This is a genomic window from Terrirhizobium terrae (genome assembly GCF_030323265.1).
Classification (GTDB): Bacteria; Pseudomonadota; Alphaproteobacteria; order Rhizobiales; family Rhizobiaceae; genus Neorhizobium.
This window is the reverse complement of record NZ_CP104992.1, coordinates 3422420-3446048: the sequence shown is the minus strand read 5'-3', so window position 1 is coordinate 3446048 and position 23629 is coordinate 3422420. Positions and strand designations below refer to the sequence as shown.

Below are 23629 nucleotides of genomic sequence, written 5' to 3'. Positions count from 1 at the left end.
AGGAGCCGCAATGGAGAAAACGATCGATCCAGCCAAGCTTGGCGACGAGAAGGAAGGCGAGCTGAAGCGGGTCATGGGACCCGGCCTGCTGCTTCTCTTCATTGTCGGTGACATTCTCGGAACCGGCATTTATGCACTCACCGGACAGGTCGCAGCCGAGGTCGGCGGCGTCGTCTGGCTGCCCTTCCTCATCGCCTTCATCGTCGCGCTGCTGACGGCCTGCAGCTATCTGGAACTGGTGACGAAATACCCGCAGGCGGCGGGTGCGGCGCTCTACACGCACAAGGCTTTCGGCATCCACTTCGTCACATTTCTCGTCGCCTTCGCCGTGATGTCCTCGGGCATCACCTCTGCCGCAACGGCTTCACGCGCCTTCGCTGCTAATTTCTCCACATCGCTTGGTCTTGATCTCGGCGCCATGGGGGTTCCACTGATCGCAGTCGGCTTCATCGCGCTGGTTGCCGCCATCAATTTTCGCGGCGTCGGCGAGAGTGTGAAGATGAACGTGGTTCTCACCGTCGTCGAACTGACGGGTCTTCTCATCATCATCGGTATCGGTTTCTGGGCGATCATGGGCGGTCAGGGCGACGTCTCGCGCGCATGGACCTTCACGACGCCGGAAGGCAGCGGTACCTTCTGGCCGGTGATTGCGGCAACCACCCTCGCCTTCTTCGCCATGGTCGGCTTCGAAGACTCCGTCAACATGGCCGAGGAATGCAAGAAACCGAGCAAGATCTTCCCGAAGGTGCTGCTGGGCGGCCTCCTCATTACCGGCCTGATCTACATTCTGGTTGCGATCTCGGCGATCACGCTGGTTCCGGCCAATGAACTGGGCGAAGGCGAGACGCCGCTGCTGAAGGTCATCCAGGCCGGCGCACCGGGCTTCCCGATCGGCGTCTTTGCCATCATCACCATGTTCGCAGTCGCCAATTCGGCGCTGATCAACATGATGATGGCAAGCCGCCTGCTTTACGGCATGGCCCGCCAGAACGTCCTGCCTCAAGTGCTCGGCAAGGTGCATGCCGGCCGGCGCACGCCCTATGTGGCGATCATCTTCACATCGCTTCTGGCAGTGGCTCTGATCGTCTTTGCCGGCGGCGTAAAGGCGCTCGGCGGCACCACGGCACTGCTGCTGCTCTGCGTCTTCGCCATCGTGAACGTGTCGGTTCTGGTGCTGCGCAAGGACAAGGTCGAGCACAAGCATTTTCGCACGCCGACGATCCTGCCGGTCCTCGGCGCGGTCTCCTGCGCTTTCCTGGCAGGCCCGTGGACCGGCCGCGATCCGGTGCAATATGTGATCGCCGGCGCCCTTATCGTTCTCGGCACAGTGCTCTGGTTCGCGACCGTTCAGTTCATGAAGACCGCAAACCAGTCGGCCTGATCTACTATTTGCTGCGGATCGACAAACGGCCGTCGCCACCAATCTGTGCGGCGACGGTTTGGTAATCGGCCATACGGTACTGGCCGCCTTCGACCGGATGGCTGTGGGTCGCGGTGATGACCATCACCTCGGCGCCCGCCGCCTCGCCCGCCTTGATACCGGCAACGACATCCTCGAAAACCAGGACATCCTCAGGCTTCGCGCCAAGACGCTCGGCACCTAGACGATAGCCCTGGGGGTTTGGCTTGCCGATCGTCACGTCCTCGGCAGAGACCAGATATTTCGGAATGGGGATGCCGGCGGCGGCAAGACGTGCCTTGGCGAGTTCCAGTGGCGACGAGGTGACGATCGCCCAGCGCTCCTGCGGCAGGCTTGCGAGGAATTCGGCGGCACCACCGAGCGCGACCACGCCTTCGACGTCGTCGATCTCACCCTGCAGGATCTTTTCAGCCTCGACGACCGGGTCGACACCGGGAAGGTTGAGATCGGTGATCGTATCGATGCCACGGCGGCCGTGCATGGTCGGCAGGAAGGCTTCGACGTCCAGCCCCATCTCGGCGGCCCAGCGCCCCCATACGCGTTCGGCGGCGGCGGTCGATGTCAGGATCGTGCCGTCCATGTCGAACAGGAAGGCGGCATAATCTTTTGTCGGCAAAATCCTGCTCGAAATGACGGGGCTTGCGGAAGACGAAGACGACAAGGGGATCCTCTCGGAACGAGTGGCAAAGGGCGGTGTGCATGACTAACCCGCAAGATCAGCAGGCGCAAACCTTCGAGTGACTTTTTCAATCACCACAATAAATTCTCAAGCGGAATTGGTGCATTGGGAGGAGCATTTGACATACCCATCCGTAAGGCATGCCGATCTTGAAGATTCAGGCGTGCTCATCACCGGCGGAGGCTCGGGCATCGGCGCCGATCTCGTCGAGGGATTCGCCAGGCAGGGAGCGAAGGTCGCATTCATCGATATCGCCGAAGAGCCGAGTCGCGCGCTGGTCGACAGGCTGGCATCGGATGCCAGGCATGCGCCGCGCTTCTTTCGCGCCGATCTCTCCGACATTGCCCAGGCCCAGGCGGCTGTAAGAAACGCTGCGGCGGGGTTGGGTTCGCTCACCGTGCTGGTCAACAATGCGGGTTGGGATGACCGGCATAACCTAGAGGACGTTACGGAAGATTATTGGGACAGGAGCCAGGGGATCAACCTGAAACAGATGTTCTTCGTGTCTCAGGCCGCAGCGCCCTTCATGAGGGAGCACGGCCATGGATCGATCGTCAATTTCTCGTCGATCTCCTACCTGCTCAACATGGGCGGCATGCCGGCCTATACCACGGCCAAGGCAGCCATCATCGGGCTGACGAAGAGCCTTGCGGGCGCCCTCGGACCGGATGGGATAAGGGCCAATGCCATCCTGCCGGGGATGATCGTGACGGAGCGTCAGAAGCGCCTGTGGCTGACCGACGAAGGCATGGCGGCGATGATCGACCGGCAGTGCCTTAAACAGGAATCTCGACGGGACGGACCTTATCGGCCCATGCCTTTTCCTCGCTTCAAATGCGTCCGCCGCCATGACAGCTCAGACGCTGATCATCGACGGCGGTGCATTGTGAGAAAAGGAGAGTGCCGCGCGGGCCGGGAAACACCCGCGCGGCCTTGCGCCCTATTCCGCTGGAGAAGAGCGGGCGCAACCTCGCTGCCGTGATGCGTGAGCGGGCGGTTGCCCGTCAGCAGTCGCGCCAGCACGTAGAAGACCGGCGTCATGAAGATGCCGAAGAAGGTGACGCCGATCATGCCGGAGAAGACGGCCACGCCCATGGCGGCACGCATCTCGGCACCGGCACCTGTCGAGATGACCAGCGGCACGACGCCCATGATGAACGCCATCGACGTCATCAGGATCGGGCGCAGACGCAACCGGCTCGCCTCGACCGCAGCCTCGAAGGGCTTGCGTCCTGCAAACTCGAGTTCGCGGGCGAATTCGACGATCAGGATGGCGTTCTTCGCCGATAGCCCCACTAACACCACCAACCCGATCTGGGTGAAGATGTTGTTGTCACCTCCCGTCAGCCAGACGCCGGTCAGTGCCGCCAGCACGCCCATCGGGACGATCATGATGATCGCGATCGGCAATGTCAGGCTTTCATATTGGGCGGCGAGCACGAGGTAGACCAGCAGCAGAGCCAGCGGGAAGACGATGATGCTCGAATTGCCCGCGAGGATCTGCTGATAGGTCAGGTCGGTCCATTCGAATTCGACGCCCGACGGCAGGGTCTCGGCCAGGATCTTGGTGATCGCAGCCTCCGCCTGACCGGAGGAGAAGCCCGGCGCCGGCGCACCGCTGATATCCGACGACAGGAAGCCGTTGTAACGGGTCGTCCGTTCGGGGCCAGCCGAGGCATCGACCTTAAGCAGTGCGGACAGCGGGATCATCTCACCCGACTGCGAACGCACCTTCAGCTTGCCGATATCCTCGGCCTTGGCACGATACTGCGCATCTGCCTGCACACGGACGCTGTAGGTGCGACCGAAGGCGTTGAAATCGTTCACGTAGAGCGATCCCAGATAGATCTGAAGCGTTTCGAAGACGTCGGTGACGGAGACACCCAGCTGTTCGGCACGAGCACGATCCAGATCGGCATAGAGCTGCGGCACGTTGATCTGGAAGCTGGAGAAGACACCCGTCAGCTCCGGCGCCGCGGCAGCCTTCGCCATGACGGCCTTGGTGGCTTCGTCGAGGGTCTTGTATCCGTAGCCTGCGCGATCCTCGATCTGCAGCTTGAAGCCGCCCGTCGTGCCGAGACCGTTGACCGGCGGCGGCGGGAACATGGCGATGAAGGCATCCTGGATGCCGGCATATTTCTGGTTCAGCGCCATCGCGATGGCACCGCCCGAAAGCTCCGGCGTCTTGCGGTTTTCGAAATCATCCAGAACCGCAAAGACGATGCCGGAGTTGGAGCCGATGGTGAATCCGTTGATCGACAGGCCCGGGAAGGCGATCGCATGTTCGACGCCCGGCTGTTCGAGCGCGATGTCGCTCATGCGCTTGATCACGTCTTCCGTGCGGTCGAGCGTTGCGCCATCCGGCAGCTGCGCGAAGCCGATCAGATACTGCTTGTCCTGCGCCGGCACGAAGCCGCCCGGCACCGTGTTGAACATGCCGTAGGTCGCGCCGACAAGGGCGAGGTAGATGACCATGACGATGCTCTTGCGCGACAGCAATCCACCGACGGAGCGGCCATAGCCGTTTGCAGCCGCACCGAAGCCGCGGTTGAACCCGCGGAAGAACCAGCCGAGCACCTTGTCCATGCCGCGGGTCAGCCAATCCTTCGGAGCATGATGATCCTTCAGGAGCAGAGCGGCCAGCGCGGGCGACAAGGTGAGCGAGTTGATCGCCGAGATGACGGTCGAGATGGCGATCGTCAGCGCGAACTGGCGATAGAACTGGCCCGACAGACCCGAAATGAAAGCCAGCGGCACGAAAACGGCGACCAGAACCAGCGCGATCGCGATGATCGGGCCGGAAACTTCGCTCATCGCCTTGTATGTCGCCGCACGGGGACTTAGGCCATTCTCGATGTTTCGCTCGACATTCTCCACGACCACGATCGCGTCGTCAACGACGATACCGATCGCGAGCACGAGACCGAACAGGGTCAGCGCGTTGATCGAGAACCCAAAAGCATACATGACAGCGAAGGTGCCGATGACGGAGACCGGAACCGCGATCAGCGGAATGATCGAGGCGCGCCAGGTCTGCAGGAAGATGATGACGACGAGAACGACGAGAGCGACTGCTTCCAGAAGCGTGTCGATGACCTTTTCGATCGACGAGCGAACGAACTTCGTCGTGTCATAGACGATCTCGTATTTCACGCCTTCCGGCATGGCCTTCTGCAATTCGTCCATGGTCGAGACGACTTGGTCGGCGATCTCGATCGCGTTCGAGCCGGGCGCCTGGAGAACCGGAATGGCCACGGCAGGCTCGCCATCGAGAAGCGAGCGCAGCGAGTAGTCGGCAGCGCCGAGCTCAATACGGGCCACGTCACGCAGGCGGGTGATTTCGCCATTGGCGCCTGTCTTGACGATGATGTTGCCGAACTCCTCCGGCGTCGTCAGGCGGCCCTGGGCATTGACGTTAAGCTGCAGGTCGACACCGGGCACCGACGGCGAGGCGCCGATGATGCCGGCCGCGGCCTGGACGTTCTGGGCACGCACGGCATTGGTGATGTCGCTGGCAGCCAGTGACAGCTGAGCCGCCTTCTGCGGGTCGATCCAGACACGCATGGAATAGTCGCCGGCACCGAATATCTGCACCTGACCGACGCCCTCGATGCGGGCAAGCCGGTCCTTGATGTTCAGCGTCGCGTAGTTGCGCAGATAGGTGAGGTCATAGCGGTCGTTCGCCGAGACGAGGTTGACCACCATGATGAAGTCAGGCGAACTCTTGACGGTGGTGATGCCGAGCGCGCGCACTTCCTCCGGCAATCTCGGTTCCGCCTGCGACACGCGGTTCTGCACCAGCTGCTGCGCCTTGTCGGGATCCGTTCCAAGCTTGAAGGTGACGGTCAGCGTCATGACGCCGTCCGACGTCGCCTGGCTGGACATGTAGAGCATGTCCTCGACGCCGTTGATCTGTTCTTCCAGAGGCGTGGCGACGGTTTCTGCGATCACGGTCGGGTTGGCGCCCGGATAGGTCGCCTTCACGACCACCGATGGCGGCACGACATTGGGATATTCGGAGATCGGCAATGCGCGCAGCCCCAGAAGGCCGGCGACGACGATCAGCACGGACAGAACCCCTGCGAACACGGGTCGGTCGATAAAGAAACGGGATATGTTCATCTTGAAGCCCTCTCTCCTGGGCGAATAGAAACGGGCAATAGCCCTCTCGCGCCCGCAGCACGGAGCCACGGGCGTACATCAGTGATTTCCATTGAGGCCGGTTCCCGGCCGGCTAGTGTAAGGTAACGGCCAATTACTTGGCCGCGACCTTTGCCTCATCCTGCGGATCGACCACGGCGCCGGGGCGAACACGCTGGAGGCCGTTGACGATGACGCGGTCGCCAGGGTTGAGACCCTTTTCGACGATCCTCATGCCATCGACAGCTTCGCCGAGTTCGATCGGGCGATAGGTGACCTTGTTGGCATCATCGACGACAAGCACGAACTTCTTGTCCTGGTCATTGCCAAGTGCGCGTTCGCTCACCAGCATGCGGCTCATCGGTTCAGGCTCGCCCATGCGGACGCGCACGAACTGGCCCGGGATCATGCGGCCGCCCGGATTGTCGAACACCGCCCTCACCCGGATCGTGCCGGTTCCGGCATTAACCTGGTTGTCGATCAGCTGGAGATGACCCTTGATGGGCTCGGCTCCGGGAGCGAGCGTGGCGATGTCGACCGGCACATGCTCGATTGCCGGCTGGCCATTGTCGAGCGGCAGCTCGGCAAGCGTGCGGGTGACAAGTTGCTCGCCAGCGTCGAAGCTTGCATAGATCGGATCGGACGAGACAAGCGTCGTCAGCGGGACCGAGGACGAGCCCGCGGCGACGAGGTTGCCGATCGTTACTTCGATCTTGCCGACCCGGCCGTCGATCGGTGCGCGGATTTCCGTATAGCCGAGGTTCAGTTCGGCGACCCGGAGGCCTGCCTTGGCCGACTGCAGGTTGGCCACTGCTTCACGCTGATTGCTCTGGCGCTGGGACAGATCGCTCTGCGGGATGGTGTTGCGGGCGAGAAGCGTGCGGCCGCGCTCAAGTTCCGTCTCGGCATATTCGAGCTTTGCTTCAGCCGAGGCCACGAGGCCCTGTGCTTCGGAAAGTGCCGCCTTGTAGGGTTCAGGATCGATCGTCACCAGAAGGTCGCCGGCCTTGACCAGGCCACCTTCGCGGAAATGGACCGACTGAACTGCGCCGGCAACGCGAGGACGTACCTCGACCCGGTCGACGGCTTCGAGACGGCCGGAAAACTCCTGCCAGGTGGCGACGTTACGCGGCTGAATGGTAGCCACGGTAACGGGTATGGCGGCAGGGGCTGCGGCTTCTGCCGGGGACGCTGCATTTGCGCCCTGCGGCATGTCGGGATAGGCGGTTGCGCCTACGATAAGCGCAGACGTAGCCAGTCCGGCGCCCCACAGGGCCCAGCGGGTGGATTTCACTGTCATGTCATTCTCTCCTGGCGGCTTATCGTCCGCCGGTTGGGCTCAATTCAAAACGCAATAAGCTTCAAGGACATGTCCTGGAGGTTCGGCTGCGTGCCTCCGGATCCATGTCAAACCGTTCTCTTCACAGACATTACAACTGGTCGCTGTGAACTCGTTATGATCCTGTAGTTGCAGATGTATTGGACTTCGAAACCTTCGTGTTACAACCGTAACTCGGCAACGAACTGCTTAAATTCCGAACAGAGAGACGGCAGCCATTTGCCGACTTTCTGTCGGTAGACATCGGTCCAGCCGCAATCGGCTGAAAAGATACGCTGGCGAACCGTCACGCCGCATTCCTTGAGGCGGTTTGCATAACCGACCACCTCGTCCCTAAGCGGATCGTCTTCCGAGGTGACGATCATTGCGGGCGCGAGACCAGACAGGCGCGAACAGAAGCACGGCGCTGCATAGGGATGCTGCATCACGCAGGAGGTGCCGAGATAATGGCTCCATCCATCCGACCACTTTTCCCGCATGCCGATCTCGTCCGCCCGGCGGATCGAGGCCGAAGACATCAGCGGATCAATCATCGGCGACAGGAGCACCTGGCCAGCAAGCTGACCCGGCATCTGGTCCCGTGCCTTCAGAGCGACACCGGCGGCGACGTTGCCGCCAGCTTCGTCGCCGGCCACGAGCAAGAGTGACTTGCCGCTGCCGAACTGCTTCAGCCGGCTGTTCAGCCCGTAAAGCGCCATGAAGGCACTTTCCATCGCCTTCGGGAAGACGTTCTGCGAGACCTGTCCGTAGTCGGCCTCCACCACGACCGCGCCCGCGTCTTCCAAGGCCTGCACGACCGGCCGCTCGGTTTCCACGCTGGCGCTTGCCTGAAACGCGTCGCCTTTCAGGTAGAGTACGACAGGTGGCTTGGTGCATTGGACATTGGCCCGGTGAATGCGCACGGGTATCGCGGCCTTCCAGGGCCCGTCGATCTCCAATGTTTCCCAGCGCAATGCCATTTGCAAAAATCCGTCGTTCGGCCACAGGTCTTGCGGCCAATTCGTATTCAGATATTATTGTTCGGGATCGCAAGCGCAATACGCTCCGATCGGCAACACTTTTCCATTTTTCGGGACAATCGCATCGCAAGGAGTTTGCCATGGACCAGTTGTCGGCAATGCGGGTTTTCGTCAGGGTCGTGGAAACGGGCAATTTCACCCGGGCAGCAACTACCCTCAACATACCCAAGACAACCGTGACGAACATGGTGCAGGCGCTCGAAGCGCATCTGCATACGACCCTGCTCAACCGCACGACGCGGCGGGTCATGGTGACGACCGACGGTGCTCTCTACTATGAGCGTGCCATTCAGATCCTCGGCGAGATCGCCGAACTTGACGGGAGCATGTCGAATTCGCAGACGCAGCCGAGCGGGCGGGTGCGCGTCGAGATGGCCGGTGCCTTCGCCGACCTTCTCGTCATCCCACATCTCTGCGATTTCCACGAGCGCTATCCGCAGATCAAGCTCGACATCGGCGTCGGTGACCGGTTGGTCGACTATATCGCCGAAAACGTCGACTGTGCTCTGCGCGGCGGCACCCCGACCGACCAGTCACTGATCGCCAGAAAAGTCGGCGAAATCGGCATGCAGGCCTATGCGGCACCAAGATATCTGGAAAAATTCGGCGAGCCAACGCACCCGGAGGAGATCTGCACCAACCATCTCTGCGTCGGTTATCTGCAGGCGCCTTCGGGCCAGAATCATGTCGATGACGTTCAACCGGGGCGACGAGGAAATCGAGATCGAGCCGAACTATGTCGTGTCGGTCAATGACGCGAGATCCTATCTGGACGCGGCAATCTCCGGTGTCGGCATCGCCAATTCCCCGCGCTTTATGGCGCAGAAGGCCGTGGCCGAAGGCAAGCTGGTGCCGATCCTGACGGATTGGTCCTGCGAAACCTTCCCGCTCTACGTCGTCTATCCTCAGACGCGGCACCTCAGCAACAAAGTGCGCGTGGTTGTCGACTGGCTGGCCAAACGCGTTCAGGCTCTCAAGGTGGAAGAAAACAGGGCGCTCTTGCGGGAAGCAAGCTGAGGCGTACCGGTTCCCATCAGCCGAATGGCGAAGAGCAGGCCCTGCGAGGTCCGCCATCGAAAGGCTGATAGCTATTGTCGTCCACCCTGTAGGAACGGTATCGCGCATAGCACCACTCCTCATGGGAGCCGACGGGAGCGGATGCTGCGGCATGTTCGCTCTGCAACTGCGGATCGGATGTCATGTTGACGGTTTGGGCGCCAGCGGACAGCTCCCGCCCTACCGATGGCTCGCCCATCTGGATGCCATATTGGTTGCCGGTATTATTTGCCTGCCCGTTCTGCGCCATCGGCGTCCAAGGCGATTCGCATTGTGCTCGCGGGCCGCCGCCATAGGGCTGATAGCTATTGTCATCGAGATTGTAGGATCGGTAGCGCTCGAAGCACCATTCCGTATGGGCAGGGTCGACCGCAGCCATAGCAGGCGTGTCGTCCCGCAGGACCGCGCTCGTTTGTGCCCCGTCGAGAGACTGGTCGACTGGCGTCTCGCTCGGGTAATTCTCAGCGCTGCGGGCTGCGAATTCCTGATCCTTCGTCTCAACCGGCGGCAGCGAGGCGATCGCCGGGATGGCTGCAATCCGCTCGTAATTCTGTTTCGTTGGATCGATTGCGACAGGTTCCGACGTCCAGAGCGGCGTGTCGAGATGGGCGAAGCGATGCGGCTCAGGCTCTGCAATGATATGAGCCGTCACAGCGAGGCCCGTGCAGAAGACGGTCACAGCAAAGACGAGGGTCGTCAGGAGTAGCAATATCGCGCGCACGGTCCGGGCTCTGAAATTGTATGAACTTGCCAATCAAATGCACAGGAGCCAAACGAGTTCCGTCGAAATCGCAACGACTTAACGTTGATCGCGAAATGCTGAGCGAGATCAAAGGACAGACGCAGGAGCTCGCTTTTGGACATCTGTCTGTCCAATCCGATTTTCGAGTTCCATGTCCTTTGGAGATGACCTTTGAGGTCTGATGGTGGGTGATGTAGGGCTCGAACCTACGACCCGCTGATTAAGAGTCAGCTGCTCTACCAACTGAGCTAATCACCCGAACCAGTCTGGCGTTTGGTGTCCGCCGGTGGTGTGAAGGGGCGTATAATGGGGAATATTCGGCTTGTCCAGCGGCCAAAATGAAATTCTTTGTGCAACTGCTCAAAAAAATTCCGGATGTGGAAAAACCTGGCCGCCTCGCTCGCCCCAAACGGCGGGTCTCGGACATTCAGACGCCTTATATTTCAGCGCTTTCAAGCTGTTGCCACTCGTATTTCGCAGCTGTTACACTTCGATCATGCCTTCTGCGACTTTCACCGCCTGCCCACCGATCCGTGCTTTGGCGATCTCGCCGCCAGCGGAGTCGATATGAAGATGAATGAAGGAAGGTCGGCCGATCTCGACACCCTGTTCGACCACCAACGGGTGGTGGCCTTCGGGAAGCGCGTCAAATTTCTGGATGGCACCCGCAAGCGCCGCGACGGCAGCGCCGGTCGCCGGATCTTCCGAAATACCCATCTCGGGCGAGAACATACGCGCATGAAACTTGGCCTGGTGGTGAACCCCTCCCCGGCAGTAGACATAAGCTGAAGCAAGCGCGCCATCCACGAAAGGCGCGACGCGCTCCCAAAGGGTCGCCTCGAATTCAAGGTTTTGGATGGTCGAGAGGTTGCGTAGGGGAATCAAGAGAAAGGGTACGCCAGCGCTCCAGACCGATAGCGCATGATTCTCGAAGGCCATGTCCGTCGATTTCAGCGTCAGAGAGTCAGCTATTCCGCTGCGATCAAGCGGGATGTCGATACATCTCGGCGTCTTTGGAAGCTCGAACTCGGCGAATGTGGCGACCCCGCGCCGCATCCTGATCGCACAGCGAACCGGCCCGACTTCTTCTTCCAAGACACTTACAACATCGATATCGGTATTGCCGACCGAGTGTTCCCTCTCGGCCAGCGCAATCGCGGCGCCGACCGTGGGATGGCCTGCGAATGGCAACTCCTTGCCCGGCGTGAAAATGCGGATTTTTGCGGCATGCCCGTTTGCTTCAGCCGGGCCAAGAAAAACCGTTTCCGACAGGTTCATTTCGCGCGCGATCGACTGCATCGCCTGTTCGGAAAGACCTTCGGTATCGAAGATTACGGCAAGCGGATTGCCGGCAAGTCTCTGGTCGGTGAATACATCATAGATGGCATAACGTCTCGGCACCTGGATCCTCCCAATCAAGTCCGAGCCGCACCCTGCCCGACCGAAGCCCAAGGCGCAAGGCAACCGGCTATGTTCGTACGGTTGCGAAATACCAATCGATGACCGGCAGCATCGCCGCATTGTATCGATAGGCGGATGGATCGGCCGAGCGAATGATGACGGCGCCGGCGATCTCGTCATCCTCGGCGACCTGCATATGCGCCTCTATGCTGGCGACGATTTCCTCGGCGGTAGCCTCAAAACGATAGAGCTTGCAAAGCGCGATCGTCCGCCCGAGGCGCACGGCATGGAACCCCGCGTCGCTGCGGCATTGCAGCAGATCAAGACCGGTCTCCTCCAGCACCTCGCGCCGCATGTTGGCCTCCATGTCGCAACGGCCGTCGACGACGTCCATCGGCTCGAGCGAGCCGGCCGCGAAATAGACCTGGCCGGGATTGGCGGTGTGGTTGCCCATAGTCACGGCGATCAGAGCACCGTCGGCGCTGACGAGGACCGGATAGCAGAAGAGATGCACGCCGCCTTGGCGATCGGCCTTGCGGCGCCACCAGAGAAAGGCAGAATAAGGCACGACATGCCCCTCGCCCTCGATCCTGCCTTCTATCACGCGAAGCTCGCGGTGAAAGACCATCTGGCCATCGAAAAGCGCGGGATTGGCCGTCACCTCGCGCTGCCAATTGGCGGCGATCTCGTCGGAATCGGAAAGGCAGAAAGGATGAGGGCCATCCAGGACCCGGATCTCGGCGGAGGATGCCGGAAAAACACGCCCCTCTTCCGGCCAGTCGCGAAAATCATCAAGGCCGTGGCTATCGCTATCTGTCATCGAATATCCATCGCAAAAATCGTAAGGCTATACGATCAAAGCCGCCATGCCGAGCGGATAACGACCGATACCGCATCTCCTACCTTGACCGGGTGGCGACTGAAGGCGCGCAGTATCTGATCGTCCCCCAGCGTCAGCTTCAAGGAATAGCGTTCTCCCTCGAACAGAACGGATGTCACGGTCGCCGGCATACCTTCGCCGCCAATCTCGACATCCTGCGGTCGGACAAGAATGTCGGCAGCTTCGCTCTTCTGGGATTGCGTCAACAATGTCTGTAGCGTTGTCCAGTCCATGAGACGGTCTTCTACGCATGCGGCGGGCCAAGTGAGGACCGCCCCCTGCCCCACCAGACCGCCAACCAGCCGGCCCTCAGGCCGCGCATAGATTTCCTGCGGGCTCGCCACCTGCAAAAGCTTGCCTTCCGACATAACCGCAACGTCGGTCGCCAGCGCCATGGCCTCCGCCTGGTCATGGGTGACGTAGATCATCGTCGCGCCGGACCGGGCGTGAAACTCCCGGAAGGTCTCCTCCATCTCCTGGCGCAGATGGCGGTCGAGATTGGCGAGCGGTTCGTCGAGCAGGACAACGTCAGGTTCGGTCACGAGGCAACGGGCAAGCGCCACCCGCTGGCGCTGGCCGCCGGAGAGATCGGCCGGACGGCGTTCGGCATAGGCTTCGAGCCGTACGGCGGCGAGTGCTTCGCGGATTTTCTTATCGCGTCTCTGACCGGTGACCCCACGCACCTTCAGCGGATAACCGACATTGTCGGCAACGCTCATATGCGGCCAAAGCGCGTAGGACTGAAAGACCATCGCCATGTTGCGATGTTCCGGCTGAACCATCTCGCCGGCATCGGCCAAAACCCGGTCGCCGAGGAGAATCGAACCGTCGGTCGGCTGCTCGAAGCCGGCGATCATCCTGAGCACCGTCGTCTTTCCGCAACCCGAAGGGCCGAGCAGTGCCAGGAAACCGCCGTCGCGCACTTCCAGCGACACGTCGTTGACGGCCGGGCGACCACCGGTTTCGAATGCCTTGGAGAGGCGGTTGAGGATCAGTTTCGCCACGGTACCACACCTTTCGGCAGTCTTTTCGCCATCAGTTCCAGCACCAGCATCATCGCGATCACCATGATGACGACGAGGACGGAGAGTGCTGCGGCGAGGTTGAAACTGCCGCTGTCATCGAGATTGTAGATCGCCACGCCGAGCGTCTGCGTTCCGGCCGACCAGAGGATGGCCGAAACGGTGAGTTCGTTGCAGGCAATGAGGAACACGAGAATTACGGAGGCGCCTGCGGCCGGCGCCACCAATGGCACGACGATATCCATAAGCCGGCGTCCGAAGCCTGCGCCGGACAGGCGCGCGGCCTCTTCCAGCGACGGATCGAGCTGCCGGAATGCGCTTACCACCGGCTTCAGGCTGACGGCGAAGAAACTGGAGAAATAGGCGAGCAGGATGATCCAGATCGTGCCGTAGATGGAAATCCCGATGATCGGGATCGGCGCCGCGAAGACAAGGATCAGCGCGACGGCGAGCACGATGCCCGGCAGGGCATAAGGAATTTCCGCCAGTGCAGAGAGGACCGGAGTCAGACGGCTTTTCGACCGCACGAGAAAATAGCCCGTCAGCACTGTCACCACCAGGAGACCAAGCGCCGTTGCCAATGACAGCGATACCGAATTAAAGAAGGCGGTGCGGGTGATTGCCTGGCGGAAAAGGACTTCGCGATAGGCATCGAGCGTCGCTGTAGCCGGTGTCAGCGGGACGCCGTAGGCTGGTGCCAGCGAGCTTGCGACGAGAGCAGTCAGCGGCATGACCAGCATGATGAAGATTAGCAGCCACAGGATGAATTCGCCGGGATAGCTCCAATGGCCGAGGCGGAACATCGCAACCTGCCCGGAGAGACCGATGACACGGTAATCGCGGCCGCGCAGCACGCGTTCCTCCACCGTCAGACCGATGATCGAGAGGATGGCGATCAGACCGGAGAGCAGCGAAACGTCGCCGAATGTGCCGGGGCCGAAAGCAGCGAACTTCGTATAGATCAGGGTCGGCAGCGTGTAGATCGAAGCGGGAATGCCGAGAATGGCCGGAATGCCGAAATTGCCGACGCAGGAGACGAAGGCGATGGCCGCACCGGCGACGAAGCCGGGCAGTGACAAGGGGAGAATGATATCCTTCAACACCTGCCAGGACGACGCTCCGGAAAGGCGTGCAGCTTCGACGCCATCGCGCGGGAGCGCCAGAAGGCCGGCGCGTAGCGACAGGAAGACCAGCGGCGCGTTCTGCACGCCGTAGAGCAGCGCAATACCGCCGACCGAATAGAGCGGCTGCGGGCTCCCCAGCGGCGGCGCCATGCCGATCGCCTTCAGCAGCGCGCTCGACGGGCCGGTCATGCCGATCCAGGAGAGCGCCGTTACCTGTGGCGGGATCATCGTCGGCAGCATGAACAGGAAGCCCAGCGCTGTCTTGCCGCGCACGTCGAACAGCGTCAGCAGCAGCGCAAAACCGCCACCGAGGATGACGGCCGCGATCATGCCGAGAAAGGATGTAATGAGCGTATCATAAACCGCCTGCCAGACGGCGGGATCGGAGAGAAGCTCCCGCGCGCCGCCCTGGAAGGCAGAGGAAATGCCGGTCATGGCAAGCCGTCCGAGCGGCAATACACTCAGGAAAAAGATCACCACGACGACAAAGGAAAACAGCCAGCGGGGCTGGCTGTTTCCTCGATTGGAAGATCGAAACATGAGGCTTTATATCAGCCCTTGGTTCCGAAGATATCGGAGAAGGTCTTCACGTCCTTCTCCGAGTTCTTGAGTGCATCCGCAGCGTTCAGCGGCAGAACCTTGATTTCGCTGCGGGCCGGATAACCTGCCGGCAGGTCGATGCCGTTGCGGGCCGGGATGTAGCCGAGGCCGGCGGCGATCTTCTGGCCGTTTTCGGACAGGAGATAGTCGATGAACTTCTTGGCGTTGTCCTGGTGCTTGGTGGAAGCAAGGATGGCGGCCGGTTCGGTGACGGCGGAAACGCCTTCCTTCGGGAAGACGAACTCAACCGGAGCGCCCTTGGCCTTTTCGCGGATCGGCATGTAATCGACGACGACGCCATAGGCCTTCTCGCCGGATGCCACGGCCTTCAGAACGCCACCATTGCCGCCGGCGGCAACGGCACCGTTGTCCTTCAGCTGCTTGTAGTAGTCCCAGCCGAGACCGTCGACGGCGGCGAGCGTCTGGGCGTGGATGAGCGCGGCACCCGATGCGACCGGGCTCGGCATGGTAACGAGACCCTTGGCTTCCGGCTTGGCGAGATCGGCCCAGCTTTCCGGCTTCATGGCGGCCTGGGTGTTGTACATGATGCCGGTGGTGATCAGCTTCGTTGAATAGTAGTAGCCGTCGGCGTCATAGAGCGAGGCATCGAAGTTCTTGGCTTCCGGCGACTTGTAGGCGAGCAGCTGGCCGGCCTGCTTCATCCGCTCGAAGGTCACGGTGTCGGCGATCAGCAGCACGTCGGCGACCGGGTTTCCGGCGGCGATCTCGGCGTTCAGCTTTGCCATGATCTGCGGGGTTCCGTCACGGACCCACTCGACATCGACGCCGGGATTGGCGGCCTTGAAACCATCGATCGTCGCCTGGGCGTCGGCATTCGGCTGGCTGGTATAGATGACGAGATCAGCGGCGTTGACCACGCCAGAAAGACCGAGCGCGACGAGCGCGGTGAAAGTGGACAGAAGCGTTTTCATGGAGGCTCATCCTGTTTGAGATGACCGCTAAAAACACACCTCAACGACACTCTTGTGACAGTATTTGACCTATAGGTAAGTATTATAAGAAAAAGGGCGGAAACCTTGAGTTTCCGCCCTTTTGTAACTCCTGATCAGATGATCGGCAGGCTTTCGTGTTCGATCACGGACGCATTCTCGATCAGACGACCGAGGCGCTTGATGCCCTCGTTGATCATCTGGTCGTTGGCACAGGAGAAACTGATGCGCAGCGTGTTGGCATTGCTGCCATCCGCATAGAATGCCTTGCCCGGCACGAAGGCGACCTTTTCGGTGGCGAGCGATTTCGCCAGCAATTCGGCTCCGTCCATGCCTTCCGGAAGCGTCACCCAGACGAACATGCCGCCTTCGGGTTTCGTCCAGGACGTGCCCTTCGGCATGTATTTCTGGAGCGCCGTCAGCATGGCATCGCGGCGACCGCTATAGACCCGCTTGATCTTGGCGACCTGATCGGCAAAACCGCGCGACGCGACATGTTCGACGGCAATCTGATTGATCGTCGAGGAATGCAGGTCGGCTGCCTGTTTCATCAGAACCAGCTTGCGGATGACCGGCATGGCGGCGATGACGAAACCGACCCGCAGGCCCGGTGCCAAGGTCTTCGAAAAGCTGCCGCTATAGATCGTGCGGGTGTTCTCGATGCCGCCATTGCGGGCGATGTCGAGTGCCATGATCGGCGGGATCGCCTCGCCGTTGAAACGCAGGTTCTGATAGGCGGCGTCTTCGAGGATGGCGATATCCAGTTCGTCCGCCAGTTCCAGCAGCTTCTCGCGGCCTGCGAGGTCGATCGTCTCGCCGGTCGGGTTGGAGAAATCGGCAGACAGATAGGCGAACTTGACTGCGCCACCGGCCTTGGCGGCGGTATCGCGATAGGCATCCGGCGTGCGATTGCCATTTACTGAAAGCTGGTCGTAGCTCGGTTCATAGGCGTTGAACGCAGAAAGCGCACCGAGATAGGTCGGCCACGTAACGAGTGCCGTGTCCTTCGGCGACAGGAAAAGCTTGCCGAGATAATCGAGTGCCTGCTGCGAGCCGGAGGTGATGAATACGTTGTCGGCCGTACAGTCGATGCCGATCTTGGCGACGTCCTCCACGATCCAGTCGCGCAACGGCTTGTAGCCTTCGCTGACCGAATACTGCAGGGCCGAATTCACCTGGGAGCTGGAAAAGATGTCGGCATAAGCCTTCTGGAATTCCTCGGCCGGGAACAGCGCGGGATCGGGAATGCCGCCGGCGAACGAGATGATGTCGGGCTGTTCGAGCAGCTTCAGGAGTTCGCGGATTTCCGACGCCTTCATGCGGCTGGAGCGCGTTGCAAAGATATGTTCCCAATCGAGCACAGTACGTTTCCTCTTATTTCAAATTTTGTTGCCTTTTCTTTACATAAGTTTCGACAGGTCAGCAATGCTGACCTATCGAGGATGGACGTTTTTTTGTCTCCGCGACATTTCGTCAGCGAAGATGTTCACCGGTTATGCTAGCAAAAGTCGCCTGGGCTGTTGCCCGGCGACCGAGGAGGAATAGCATGCTGAAAAATCTGGACCCCGCGCTCAATGCCGATGTCCTCTATGCCCTGAGATCGATGGGCCACGGCGACACGCTGGTGATTGCCGACACGAATTTCCCGGCTGATTCTATTGCCCGGCAGAGCGCGTTCGGCCGACTGATCAGGATAGATAACGTGTCGGCAAGCCGTGCCATGCAGGCTGTTCTTTCCGTCTTCCCCCTTGATACGCCGTTGCAGCCATCCGTAGGTCGGATGGAGATCATGGGCGAGCCCGAGACGATCCCGGAAATCCAGCGCGAGGTTCAGGCAGAAATCGACGCCGCCGAAGGTCAATCCGCACCGATGTACGGAATTGAACGCTTTGCGTTCTACGAAAAGGCTAAGCAGGCCTATTGCGTCATTGCGACCGGGGAGACACGGTTCTACGGCTGCTTCATCCTGACTAAGGGTGTTGTGCCGCCAAAAGCCTGAGTACAAAAGATGCCGCGCAAGAACTGTTGCGCGGCATGTCGTTTCGGATCATCGTATCTTAGTTGCCCTTACCTGCGACGACTCTGGATTTCTTGCATATTTCACGTCCCGCAGAACAGATTGCCGCTGCGAGAACGATCTTTCATGACCGTGGCTCGACGGTTTTCGCACCAACGGGAGCTTGGTCAATCACCAAGAGCTTTATTGGTTCGTCGTCAGGATTAACGGCTGAATGCCACTGGCCGCGCGACTCAACGATGAAGTCGCCTTCCTTAAAATCGGAAACCTCACCTGTGTCAGCGTTCGTTATACGCAAATGGCCGGAGAGCATGTAGCCATACCGGGCACTGGGATGCCTATGCTGAGGCAGGTTTGCGCCGGGTGGGATCTCGTAGATCGACACCGTCACTTCCGGGTTACCGTCCGGCAGAAGGATCGGCTGGCCGGTGATGGTGGTGGTTGTTTTGGTGACCGGCGTGACAACGACCTTGTTGCCGCCCGCATAAGCCGTACCAGCGGTCATCGCAATCATTGCTCCAGCAATCAACTTCTTCATTGTTTTCTCCGGGTTCACTCGGCATCGGCAATACTCGCCATGCAATCCTGTCCTGCCGACCGCAAATTTCAGCCCGGTTAGTCGAGAGCGGATATTGATTGCAAGTGACATCGATCCGCGCTCAGCTGCGCGTTTTGTGCAGCTGCCCGGAGACAGAATGTCATACCGGATTCCGGTTTCATCACTCTACGGCACGGCATCGCCTGGAGGAATTTCATAAAGCAGGCCCCTCACTTCGAGCTCATCCTGCGGCAACTGGATCGATCGCCGGATAACGGTGTCGGCGGCCTTCGTAACCGAGGGTGACGACAACCTCGTTGTTGCCGACCTGCGCGGTTAAGCAATCCCGCAATTGCGGCTCGATGTTTTTTGAAGGTCATTCAGTTTCAGATAACGTCGTGTCAGGTAATGAAAAAGGCCGGAGCCTGCGCCCCGACCTCCTCTTTCACCACTGCTGGCGAAACGCTTAGTTGACTGCCTTGTCGACCAGCTTGTTCTTGCCGATCCAGGGCATCATGGCGCGCAGCTTGGTGCCGACTTCCTCGATCTGGTGGCTGTCGTTGTTGCGGCGGATGCCCTTGAAGCGGGCGCCACCGGCGCGGTACTCCTGCATCCAGTCGGAGGTGAACTTGCCGGTCTGGATGTCAGCGAGAACGCGCTTCATCTCGGCCTTGGTCTCGGCGGTGATGATGCGCGGGCCAGTGACGTATTCGCCCCATTCCGCCGTGTTCGAGATCGAGTAGTTCATGTTGGCGATGCCGCCTTCATAGATCAGGTCGACGATCAGCTTCACTTCGTGCAGGCATTCGAAATAGGCCATTTCCGGTGCGTAACCGCCTTCGACCAGCGTCTCGAAGCCGGCGCGGATCAGCTCGACCAGACCGCCGCAGAGAACGACCTGTTCGCCGAAGAGGTCGGTTTCGCACTCTTCCTTGAACGAGGTTTCGATGATGCCCGAACGGCCGCCGCCAACGCCGCAGGCGTAGGAGAGAGCAAGTTCAAGCGCATTGGCGGATGCATTCTGGTGGATGGCAACGAGGCAGGGAACGCCGCCGCCCTTCTGGTATTCGCCGCGAACCGTGTGGCCAGGGCCCTTCGGCGCGATCATGACGACGTCGACGGATGCCTTCGGCTCAATGAGGCCGAAGTGGACGTTGAGGCCGTGGGCGAAAGCGATCGCAGCGCCGTCACGGATGTTGTCGGCGATCTCAGCCTTGTAGATGTCGGCCTGCAGTTCGTCCGGGGTCGCCATCATCATCAGGTCCGCCCACTTGGCGGCCTCGGCAACCGTCATGACCTTGAAGCCGTCGGCCTCGGCCTTCTTGACGGTCGGCGAACCGGCCTTCAGAGCGATCGCGACGTTCTTGGCGCCGGAATCCTTGAGGTTCAGCGCATGGGCGCGGCCCTGCGAACCGTAGCCGATGATGGCGACGTTCTTGGACTTGATGAGGTTGAGGTCGGCATCCCGATCATAATAAACGCGCATCTTAAAGTTCCTTCCCTATGCGTGTGTTTGTTTCAGTTGTTCAGCGCCCGGCGGAGGCGCGCAGCGTATCCGCCGGATGTTTCGGTGTGCCATGGAGCGCGAGGAAGGCATCGACCGCCCTCTCCGCCTGGCGTGTACTGTCCTTCATGCCCGGTTCGCCGAGCAGCATGCGTACATGCAGGTCGGAGACGATCAGGCCGTAGAATGTGTGATAGGCGACATCGGCATTGTCGAAGCGCAGGAGGCCTGCGCGCTTTCCTGCTTCCATCAGCGCCATGGCGCGGCGGTCGATTTGCCGGCGGCCGTGCTCGACGAGAAGCTTACCGAGCTTGGAGCCGTCGCGGCTGGTCTGGCCGATCGCAAGCCGGTTGAGCGCGAGCGAAACGTCACCGCCGAGAACGTCGAGAAGATCATGGGCAAAGAGCTGAAGGTGATGACGCAGATGGTCGTCGGTCAGCCGCTCGCCCGTCCTCTCCGCCGTGCGAACCTTGCTTGCCTGATGGGCGATCATCGCAGCCAGAAGTCCGTCGCGATCACCGAACCACTTATAGAGGCTTTCCTTGGAACAGTTGGCGGCACGCGCCAGACCCGACGTCGTCAAGGCCTTGTCGCCACCCTCGACGAGCAGCCGCAATGCCTGATCCAGAACGGCAATCTGGCGCGGCGAAAACTGGGGCGTGTCGGCAGTATCGGCTCTCAAAGCTCTTCCCTCTAAAGTACCGTACGGTACGGTTCTGTCGTATAAAGCAATTCGACGCGCCGTCAAGCCTGTCGAGCGCGGCGCGTCATTTCATTTGCAATTGTCGATCGTGAAGATCAGTCGGAGGCGCTTTCGCGCACGGCATCGACGTCCCTGGTCGGGGACAGGCCGTAGAGACGGCTGTATTCGCGACTGAACTGGGACGGGCTCTGGTAGCCGACGCGATGGCCGGCATTGCCGAAATCCAGTCCATCCACCACCATCAGGCGGCGGGCCTCGTGAAGCCGCAGATGCTTCTAATACTGGATCGGCGTCATCGCGGTAATCGACTTGAAGTGATGATGGAAGGACGACACGCTCATGCCGACATGATCCGCCAGTTCCTCGATCCGCAGCGGGTTCGCATACTTCTCCTTGAACCAAGGCGATCGCGCGGGCGATCCGGTTGCCGCGGGTGTCGGCATGGCGATGTTGATCAACTGCGCACCGGCAGGCCCAGTCAGGATGCGGTAGAGGATTTCCTGCTCGATTAACGGCGCGAGCGGCGATCACGACCAAGCCGGTCGATGGCCCTTCACAGCTAGCCTGCGCCGATGCGGTCGTGACGACGCAAGGCATTGAAGCCCTGTGCCGCCAGCGCCACGCGCCGCGCTTCTGAAACGGAGATCTCCACCTTCAGGAGCGCGCGCCCGATACCGTCGCGATAAAGGCGCGCAGGTCGGCCAGCATCAGTTCCGGCTCTTCCAGCGCGGCGAAATGCCCACCCCGCGGCATGTCGGTCCAATGCACGATGTTGTAGGTCTTCTCCGCGAACGAACGCGGCGGCGGCAAGAACACCGGATCGGGGAAGGCTGCAAAGCCGGTCGGCACCTGGATGCGGGTGCCGGCCGGGAGCATCCGCGACTCCTCAAGCCGGCCGCCGTAGTAGATCCAGGTTGCAGTCACGAAGGATGCTGGCGCCATATAGAGCATGATGTTGGTAAGGAGTTCCTCCTCGGAAAACTTGCTCCAGATGTCCGGGGCGCCATCGGCGGTTGTCGGAAGATCGGCCCACTTGCCGAACTTTTCGAGTATCCAGCCCGCCGCTCCGACCGGGCTGTCGGCCATCGCGACGCCTAGCGTTTGCGGACGGGTTGCCTGCTCGTGGAAGTAGGCGCTCTCCCGATCGGCAATCGCGGCCCGCTCGGCGACGAAAGACTTCTCCTCGTCGGTCGTCGGACCGGCATCCTCCGCACGCACGGTCATCATGTTGATATGGATGCCGAGCAGAGCGTCTGGTCGATCATGCGCTGCCCAGACTGCGAGGGCGTGGCCCCAATCGCCCCCTTGAATGAAATACCGCGCGTCGCCGAACAGTTGGATCATCAGCCCATGCACGAGTGCAGCAGCCCGCCGCGGGCCGATCGGGCGCGTGATCGGGTTGGAGAACGCGAAGCCGGGAAGCGAGGGGACGACAACATCGTGCCCGTCCGCTGCGAGCGGTTCCAAGAGCCGCTCGAATTCGAGATACGAGCCCGGCCAGCCGTGCAGAAGCAGGACGGGCGGCTTGGAGCCGTCGCCCTTCACATGAACGAAGTGGAGGTGCTCGCCTTCCACGTCGGCCGTGAAGTTGGGGAGTGCGTTGAGCCGCCGTTCGACCGCACGCCAGTCGTAGCTGTCCCGCCAATAAGCGGCGAGCCGCTTGAGGTCATCAACCCCGACCCCCGCCGACCAGCCTCCCGCATCCGGCAGCTGGCTCCAGTCATAAGCCTCGACCTTAGCTCTGATTGTGGCGAGCCGTTCGTCAGGGATGTTGATCGTGTAGGGTGAAATCATGATGTTCTCCGCTTAAACTGGGATGCGGTTCTAGGAAGAAGGGTGTCCACCAATCCGCTATTGTCGATGGATGTTCTGAGAGCCGAAGGCCACTCGACATACTGCTCGGTACGTCGCCGAGGTTGAAATCGAACCTCCTGCCTGTTGTTATCGGAAGCATGGATATCCGCACGGCCATCGCAAGACAACAACGCTGGTCGCAGGTCTGCGCATGACCGGCATGGTCGCGCCGATGGTGCTCGACGGGCCGATCAACGGCGACTGGTTCGAGGCCTATGTCGGTCAGGTCCCGGTGTCCGACCTCAGGCGAGGCGACATTGTCATCATGGACAATCTCTCCGGCCACAAGCGTGCCGACGTCCGTGCGCTGATCGAGGCGGAGCGCCTATCTGGGCCTGCTTAAGGTCAACGGCACGATGATCGTGGTCGGCGCGCCGGAGGACATGGTGCGGGTCAATGCCTTCGCGCTCATCCCGGGTTGCAAGAGCTTAGCCGGCTCGATGATCGGCTCGATCAAGGAGACCCAGGAAATGCTGGATTTCTGCGGCAAGCACGGCATCGTTTCGGAAATCGAGACGATCACTTCAGCCAAGTCAACGAAGCCTAAGAGCGTGTACTGAAGAGCGACGTGCGCTACCGCTTCGTCATCGACATTGCCTCGCTCGACGCCTGATCGATCGACAAGTTATCCGAATAGAAAA

General features: G+C 60.6%; 17 protein-coding genes, 1 tRNA gene and 5 pseudogenes. 6 read left to right on the top strand and 17 right to left on the bottom strand.

Translation table 11 applies throughout. The features are described 5' to 3' along the window. The first annotated feature begins 10 nt into the window (after window positions 1–10). Window positions 11–1381, top strand: coding sequence for an APC family permease (locus N7E02_RS24980; protein ID WP_286580335.1), 1371 nt, complete (start codon window positions 11–13; stop codon window positions 1379–1381). Window positions 1382–1385: 4 nt separating this feature from the next. Here N7E02_RS24980 and N7E02_RS24975 read toward each other — a convergent pair whose 3' ends face one another. Next, on the bottom strand, window positions 1386–2000 hold the full coding sequence (locus N7E02_RS24975) for an HAD-IA family hydrolase (protein WP_286584026.1): 615 nt from the start codon (window positions 1998–2000) through the stop codon (window positions 1386–1388). Window positions 2001–2217: 217 nt separating this feature from the next. On the opposite strand from N7E02_RS24975, the pseudogene N7E02_RS24970 reads away from it, so the two are divergent. Beyond that, window positions 2218–2989: pseudogene (locus tag N7E02_RS24970) on the top strand (SDR family NAD(P)-dependent oxidoreductase). Here the strand turns inward: N7E02_RS24970 and N7E02_RS24965 are convergent. From N7E02_RS24965 to N7E02_RS24955, 3 genes are all read right to left on the bottom strand, one after another. Then, window positions 2967–6221 carry an efflux RND transporter permease subunit gene (locus tag N7E02_RS24965; RefSeq protein ID WP_286580333.1) on the bottom strand — a complete coding sequence of 1085 codons (3255 nt, stop codon included), beginning with the start codon at window positions 6219–6221 and terminating at the stop codon, window positions 2967–2969. The pseudogene N7E02_RS24970 and the gene N7E02_RS24965 sit on opposite strands and share 23 nt — an antisense overlap. Before the next feature lie 133 nt (window positions 6222–6354). Beyond that, a complete protein-coding gene (locus N7E02_RS24960) occupies window positions 6355–7539 on the bottom strand; it encodes an efflux RND transporter periplasmic adaptor subunit (RefSeq protein WP_286580332.1) in 1185 nt (394 codons plus the stop codon). Between the two features lie 200 nt (window positions 7540–7739). Continuing rightward, window positions 7740–8537, bottom strand: coding sequence for an alpha/beta hydrolase fold domain-containing protein (locus N7E02_RS24955; RefSeq protein ID WP_286580331.1), 798 nt, complete (start codon window positions 8535–8537; stop codon window positions 7740–7742). 140 nt (window positions 8538–8677) lie between these two features. Here N7E02_RS24955 and N7E02_RS24950 point away from each other — a divergent pair. Further along, window positions 8678–9614, top strand: a pseudogene (locus N7E02_RS24950) (LysR family transcriptional regulator). Window positions 9615–9630: 16 nt separating this feature from the next. On the opposite strand, the gene N7E02_RS24945 reads toward N7E02_RS24950, so the two are convergent. From N7E02_RS24945 to N7E02_RS24910, 8 genes are all read right to left on the bottom strand, one after another. Continuing rightward, window positions 9631–10374, bottom strand: a complete 744-nt coding sequence (locus N7E02_RS24945) for a BA14K family protein (RefSeq protein ID WP_286580330.1) — start codon at window positions 10372–10374, stop codon at window positions 9631–9633. 203 nt (window positions 10375–10577) lie between these two features. Continuing rightward, window positions 10578–10653, bottom strand: a tRNA-Lys gene (locus tag N7E02_RS24940). A 225-nt stretch (window positions 10654–10878) separates the two neighbouring features. Continuing rightward, window positions 10879–11796: a PhzF family protein gene (locus N7E02_RS24935; protein ID WP_286580328.1), complete on the bottom strand. Its 918-nt coding sequence runs from the start codon at window positions 11794–11796 to the stop codon at window positions 10879–10881. Window positions 11797–11863: 67 nt separating this feature from the next. Beyond that, the gene (locus tag N7E02_RS24930; RefSeq protein WP_286580327.1) at window positions 11864–12616 is read right to left on the bottom strand and encodes an NUDIX hydrolase; all 753 of its coding nucleotides are present in this window, start codon (window positions 12614–12616) and stop codon (window positions 11864–11866) included. Window positions 12617–12651: 35 nt separating this feature from the next. Further along, window positions 12652–13680 carry an ABC transporter ATP-binding protein gene (locus N7E02_RS24925; RefSeq protein ID WP_286580325.1) on the bottom strand — a complete coding sequence of 343 codons (1029 nt, stop codon included), beginning with the start codon at window positions 13678–13680 and terminating at the stop codon, window positions 12652–12654. Further along, the gene (locus N7E02_RS24920) at window positions 13668–15362 is read right to left on the bottom strand and encodes an ABC transporter permease (RefSeq protein WP_286580323.1); all 1695 of its coding nucleotides are present in this window, start codon (window positions 15360–15362) and stop codon (window positions 13668–13670) included. The genes N7E02_RS24925 and N7E02_RS24920 overlap by 13 nt, the downstream gene beginning before the upstream one ends. An 11-nt stretch (window positions 15363–15373) precedes the next feature. Further along, window positions 15374–16354 (bottom strand): ABC transporter substrate-binding protein, encoded by a 981-nt coding sequence (locus tag N7E02_RS24915; RefSeq protein ID WP_286580321.1) that lies wholly within the window; start codon window positions 16352–16354, stop codon window positions 15374–15376. A gap of 134 nt (window positions 16355–16488) precedes the next feature. Next, window positions 16489–17733 (bottom strand): aminotransferase-like domain-containing protein, encoded by a 1245-nt coding sequence (locus N7E02_RS24910; protein WP_286580320.1) that lies wholly within the window; start codon window positions 17731–17733, stop codon window positions 16489–16491. Between the two features lie 185 nt (window positions 17734–17918). Between N7E02_RS24910 and N7E02_RS24905 the strand changes: the two genes are divergently transcribed. Beyond that, window positions 17919–18371 (top strand): RbsD/FucU family protein, encoded by a 453-nt coding sequence (locus N7E02_RS24905; RefSeq protein WP_286580318.1) that lies wholly within the window; start codon window positions 17919–17921, stop codon window positions 18369–18371. Window positions 18372–18513: 142 nt separating this feature from the next. On the opposite strand, the gene N7E02_RS24900 is transcribed toward N7E02_RS24905, so the two are convergent. From N7E02_RS24900 to N7E02_RS24880, 5 genes and pseudogenes are all read right to left on the bottom strand, one after another. After that, entirely contained in the window at window positions 18514–18927 is a 414-nt protein-coding gene (locus N7E02_RS24900; RefSeq protein ID WP_286580317.1) for a cupin domain-containing protein, read from the bottom strand. A 466-nt stretch (window positions 18928–19393) separates the two neighbouring features. Beyond that, complete coding sequence (ilvC, locus tag N7E02_RS24895; RefSeq protein WP_286580315.1) at window positions 19394–20413, bottom strand: ketol-acid reductoisomerase; 1020 nt, start codon at window positions 20411–20413, stop codon at window positions 19394–19396. A gap of 40 nt (window positions 20414–20453) precedes the next feature. Then, window positions 20454–21113 carry a TetR/AcrR family transcriptional regulator C-terminal domain-containing protein gene (locus tag N7E02_RS24890; RefSeq protein ID WP_286580314.1) on the bottom strand — a complete coding sequence of 220 codons (660 nt, stop codon included), beginning with the start codon at window positions 21111–21113 and terminating at the stop codon, window positions 20454–20456. A 116-nt stretch (window positions 21114–21229) separates the two neighbouring features. Then, window positions 21230–21655: pseudogene (locus N7E02_RS24885) on the bottom strand (helix-turn-helix transcriptional regulator); the annotation flags it as partial. 133 nt (window positions 21656–21788) lie between these two features. After that, the gene (locus tag N7E02_RS24880) at window positions 21789–22928 is read right to left on the bottom strand and encodes an epoxide hydrolase family protein (RefSeq protein WP_286580313.1); all 1140 of its coding nucleotides are present in this window, start codon (window positions 22926–22928) and stop codon (window positions 21789–21791) included. 166 nt (window positions 22929–23094) lie between these two features. On the opposite strand from N7E02_RS24880, the pseudogene N7E02_RS24875 reads away from it, so the two are divergent. Next, window positions 23095–23307: pseudogene (locus N7E02_RS24875) on the top strand (transposase); the annotation flags it as partial. 1 nt (window position 23308) lies between these two features. Beyond that, window positions 23309–23601 (top strand): annotated as a pseudogene (locus N7E02_RS24870) (NAD(P)-dependent alcohol dehydrogenase); the annotation flags it as partial. Window positions 23602–23629 lie beyond the last annotated feature (28 nt).

Excerpts from the sequence above, each read along its gene's own strand:
- N7E02_RS24980 (WP_286580335.1), top strand. The coding sequence starts at position 11 with ATGGAGAAAACGATCGATCCAGCCAAGCTTGGCGACGAGAAGGAAGGC.
- N7E02_RS24975 (WP_286584026.1), bottom strand. The coding sequence starts at position 2,000 with ATGGACGGCACGATCCTGACATCGACCGCCGCCGCCGAACGCGTATGG.
- N7E02_RS24965 (WP_286580333.1), bottom strand. The coding sequence starts at position 6,221 with ATGAACATATCCCGTTTCTTTATCGACCGACCCGTGTTCGCAGGGGTT.
- N7E02_RS24960 (WP_286580332.1), bottom strand. The coding sequence starts at position 7,539 with ATGACAGTGAAATCCACCCGCTGGGCCCTGTGGGGCGCCGGACTGGCT.
- N7E02_RS24955 (WP_286580331.1), bottom strand. The coding sequence starts at position 8,537 with ATGGCATTGCGCTGGGAAACATTGGAGATCGACGGGCCCTGGAAGGCC.
- N7E02_RS24930 (WP_286580327.1), bottom strand. The coding sequence starts at position 12,616 with ATGACAGATAGCGATAGCCACGGCCTTGATGATTTTCGCGACTGGCCG.
- N7E02_RS24920 (WP_286580323.1), bottom strand. The coding sequence starts at position 15,362 with ATGTTTCGATCTTCCAATCGAGGAAACAGCCAGCCCCGCTGGCTGTTT.
- N7E02_RS24915 (WP_286580321.1), bottom strand. The coding sequence starts at position 16,354 with ATGAAAACGCTTCTGTCCACTTTCACCGCGCTCGTCGCGCTCGGTCTT.
- N7E02_RS24905 (WP_286580318.1), top strand. The coding sequence starts at position 17,919 with ATGCTGAAAAATCTGGACCCCGCGCTCAATGCCGATGTCCTCTATGCC.
- N7E02_RS24900 (WP_286580317.1), bottom strand. The coding sequence starts at position 18,927 with ATGAAGAAGTTGATTGCTGGAGCAATGATTGCGATGACCGCTGGTACG.
- ilvC (WP_286580315.1), bottom strand. The coding sequence starts at position 20,413 with ATGCGCGTTTATTATGATCGGGATGCCGACCTCAACCTCATCAAGTCC.
- N7E02_RS24880 (WP_286580313.1), bottom strand. The coding sequence starts at position 22,928 with ATGATTTCACCCTACACGATCAACATCCCTGACGAACGGCTCGCCACA.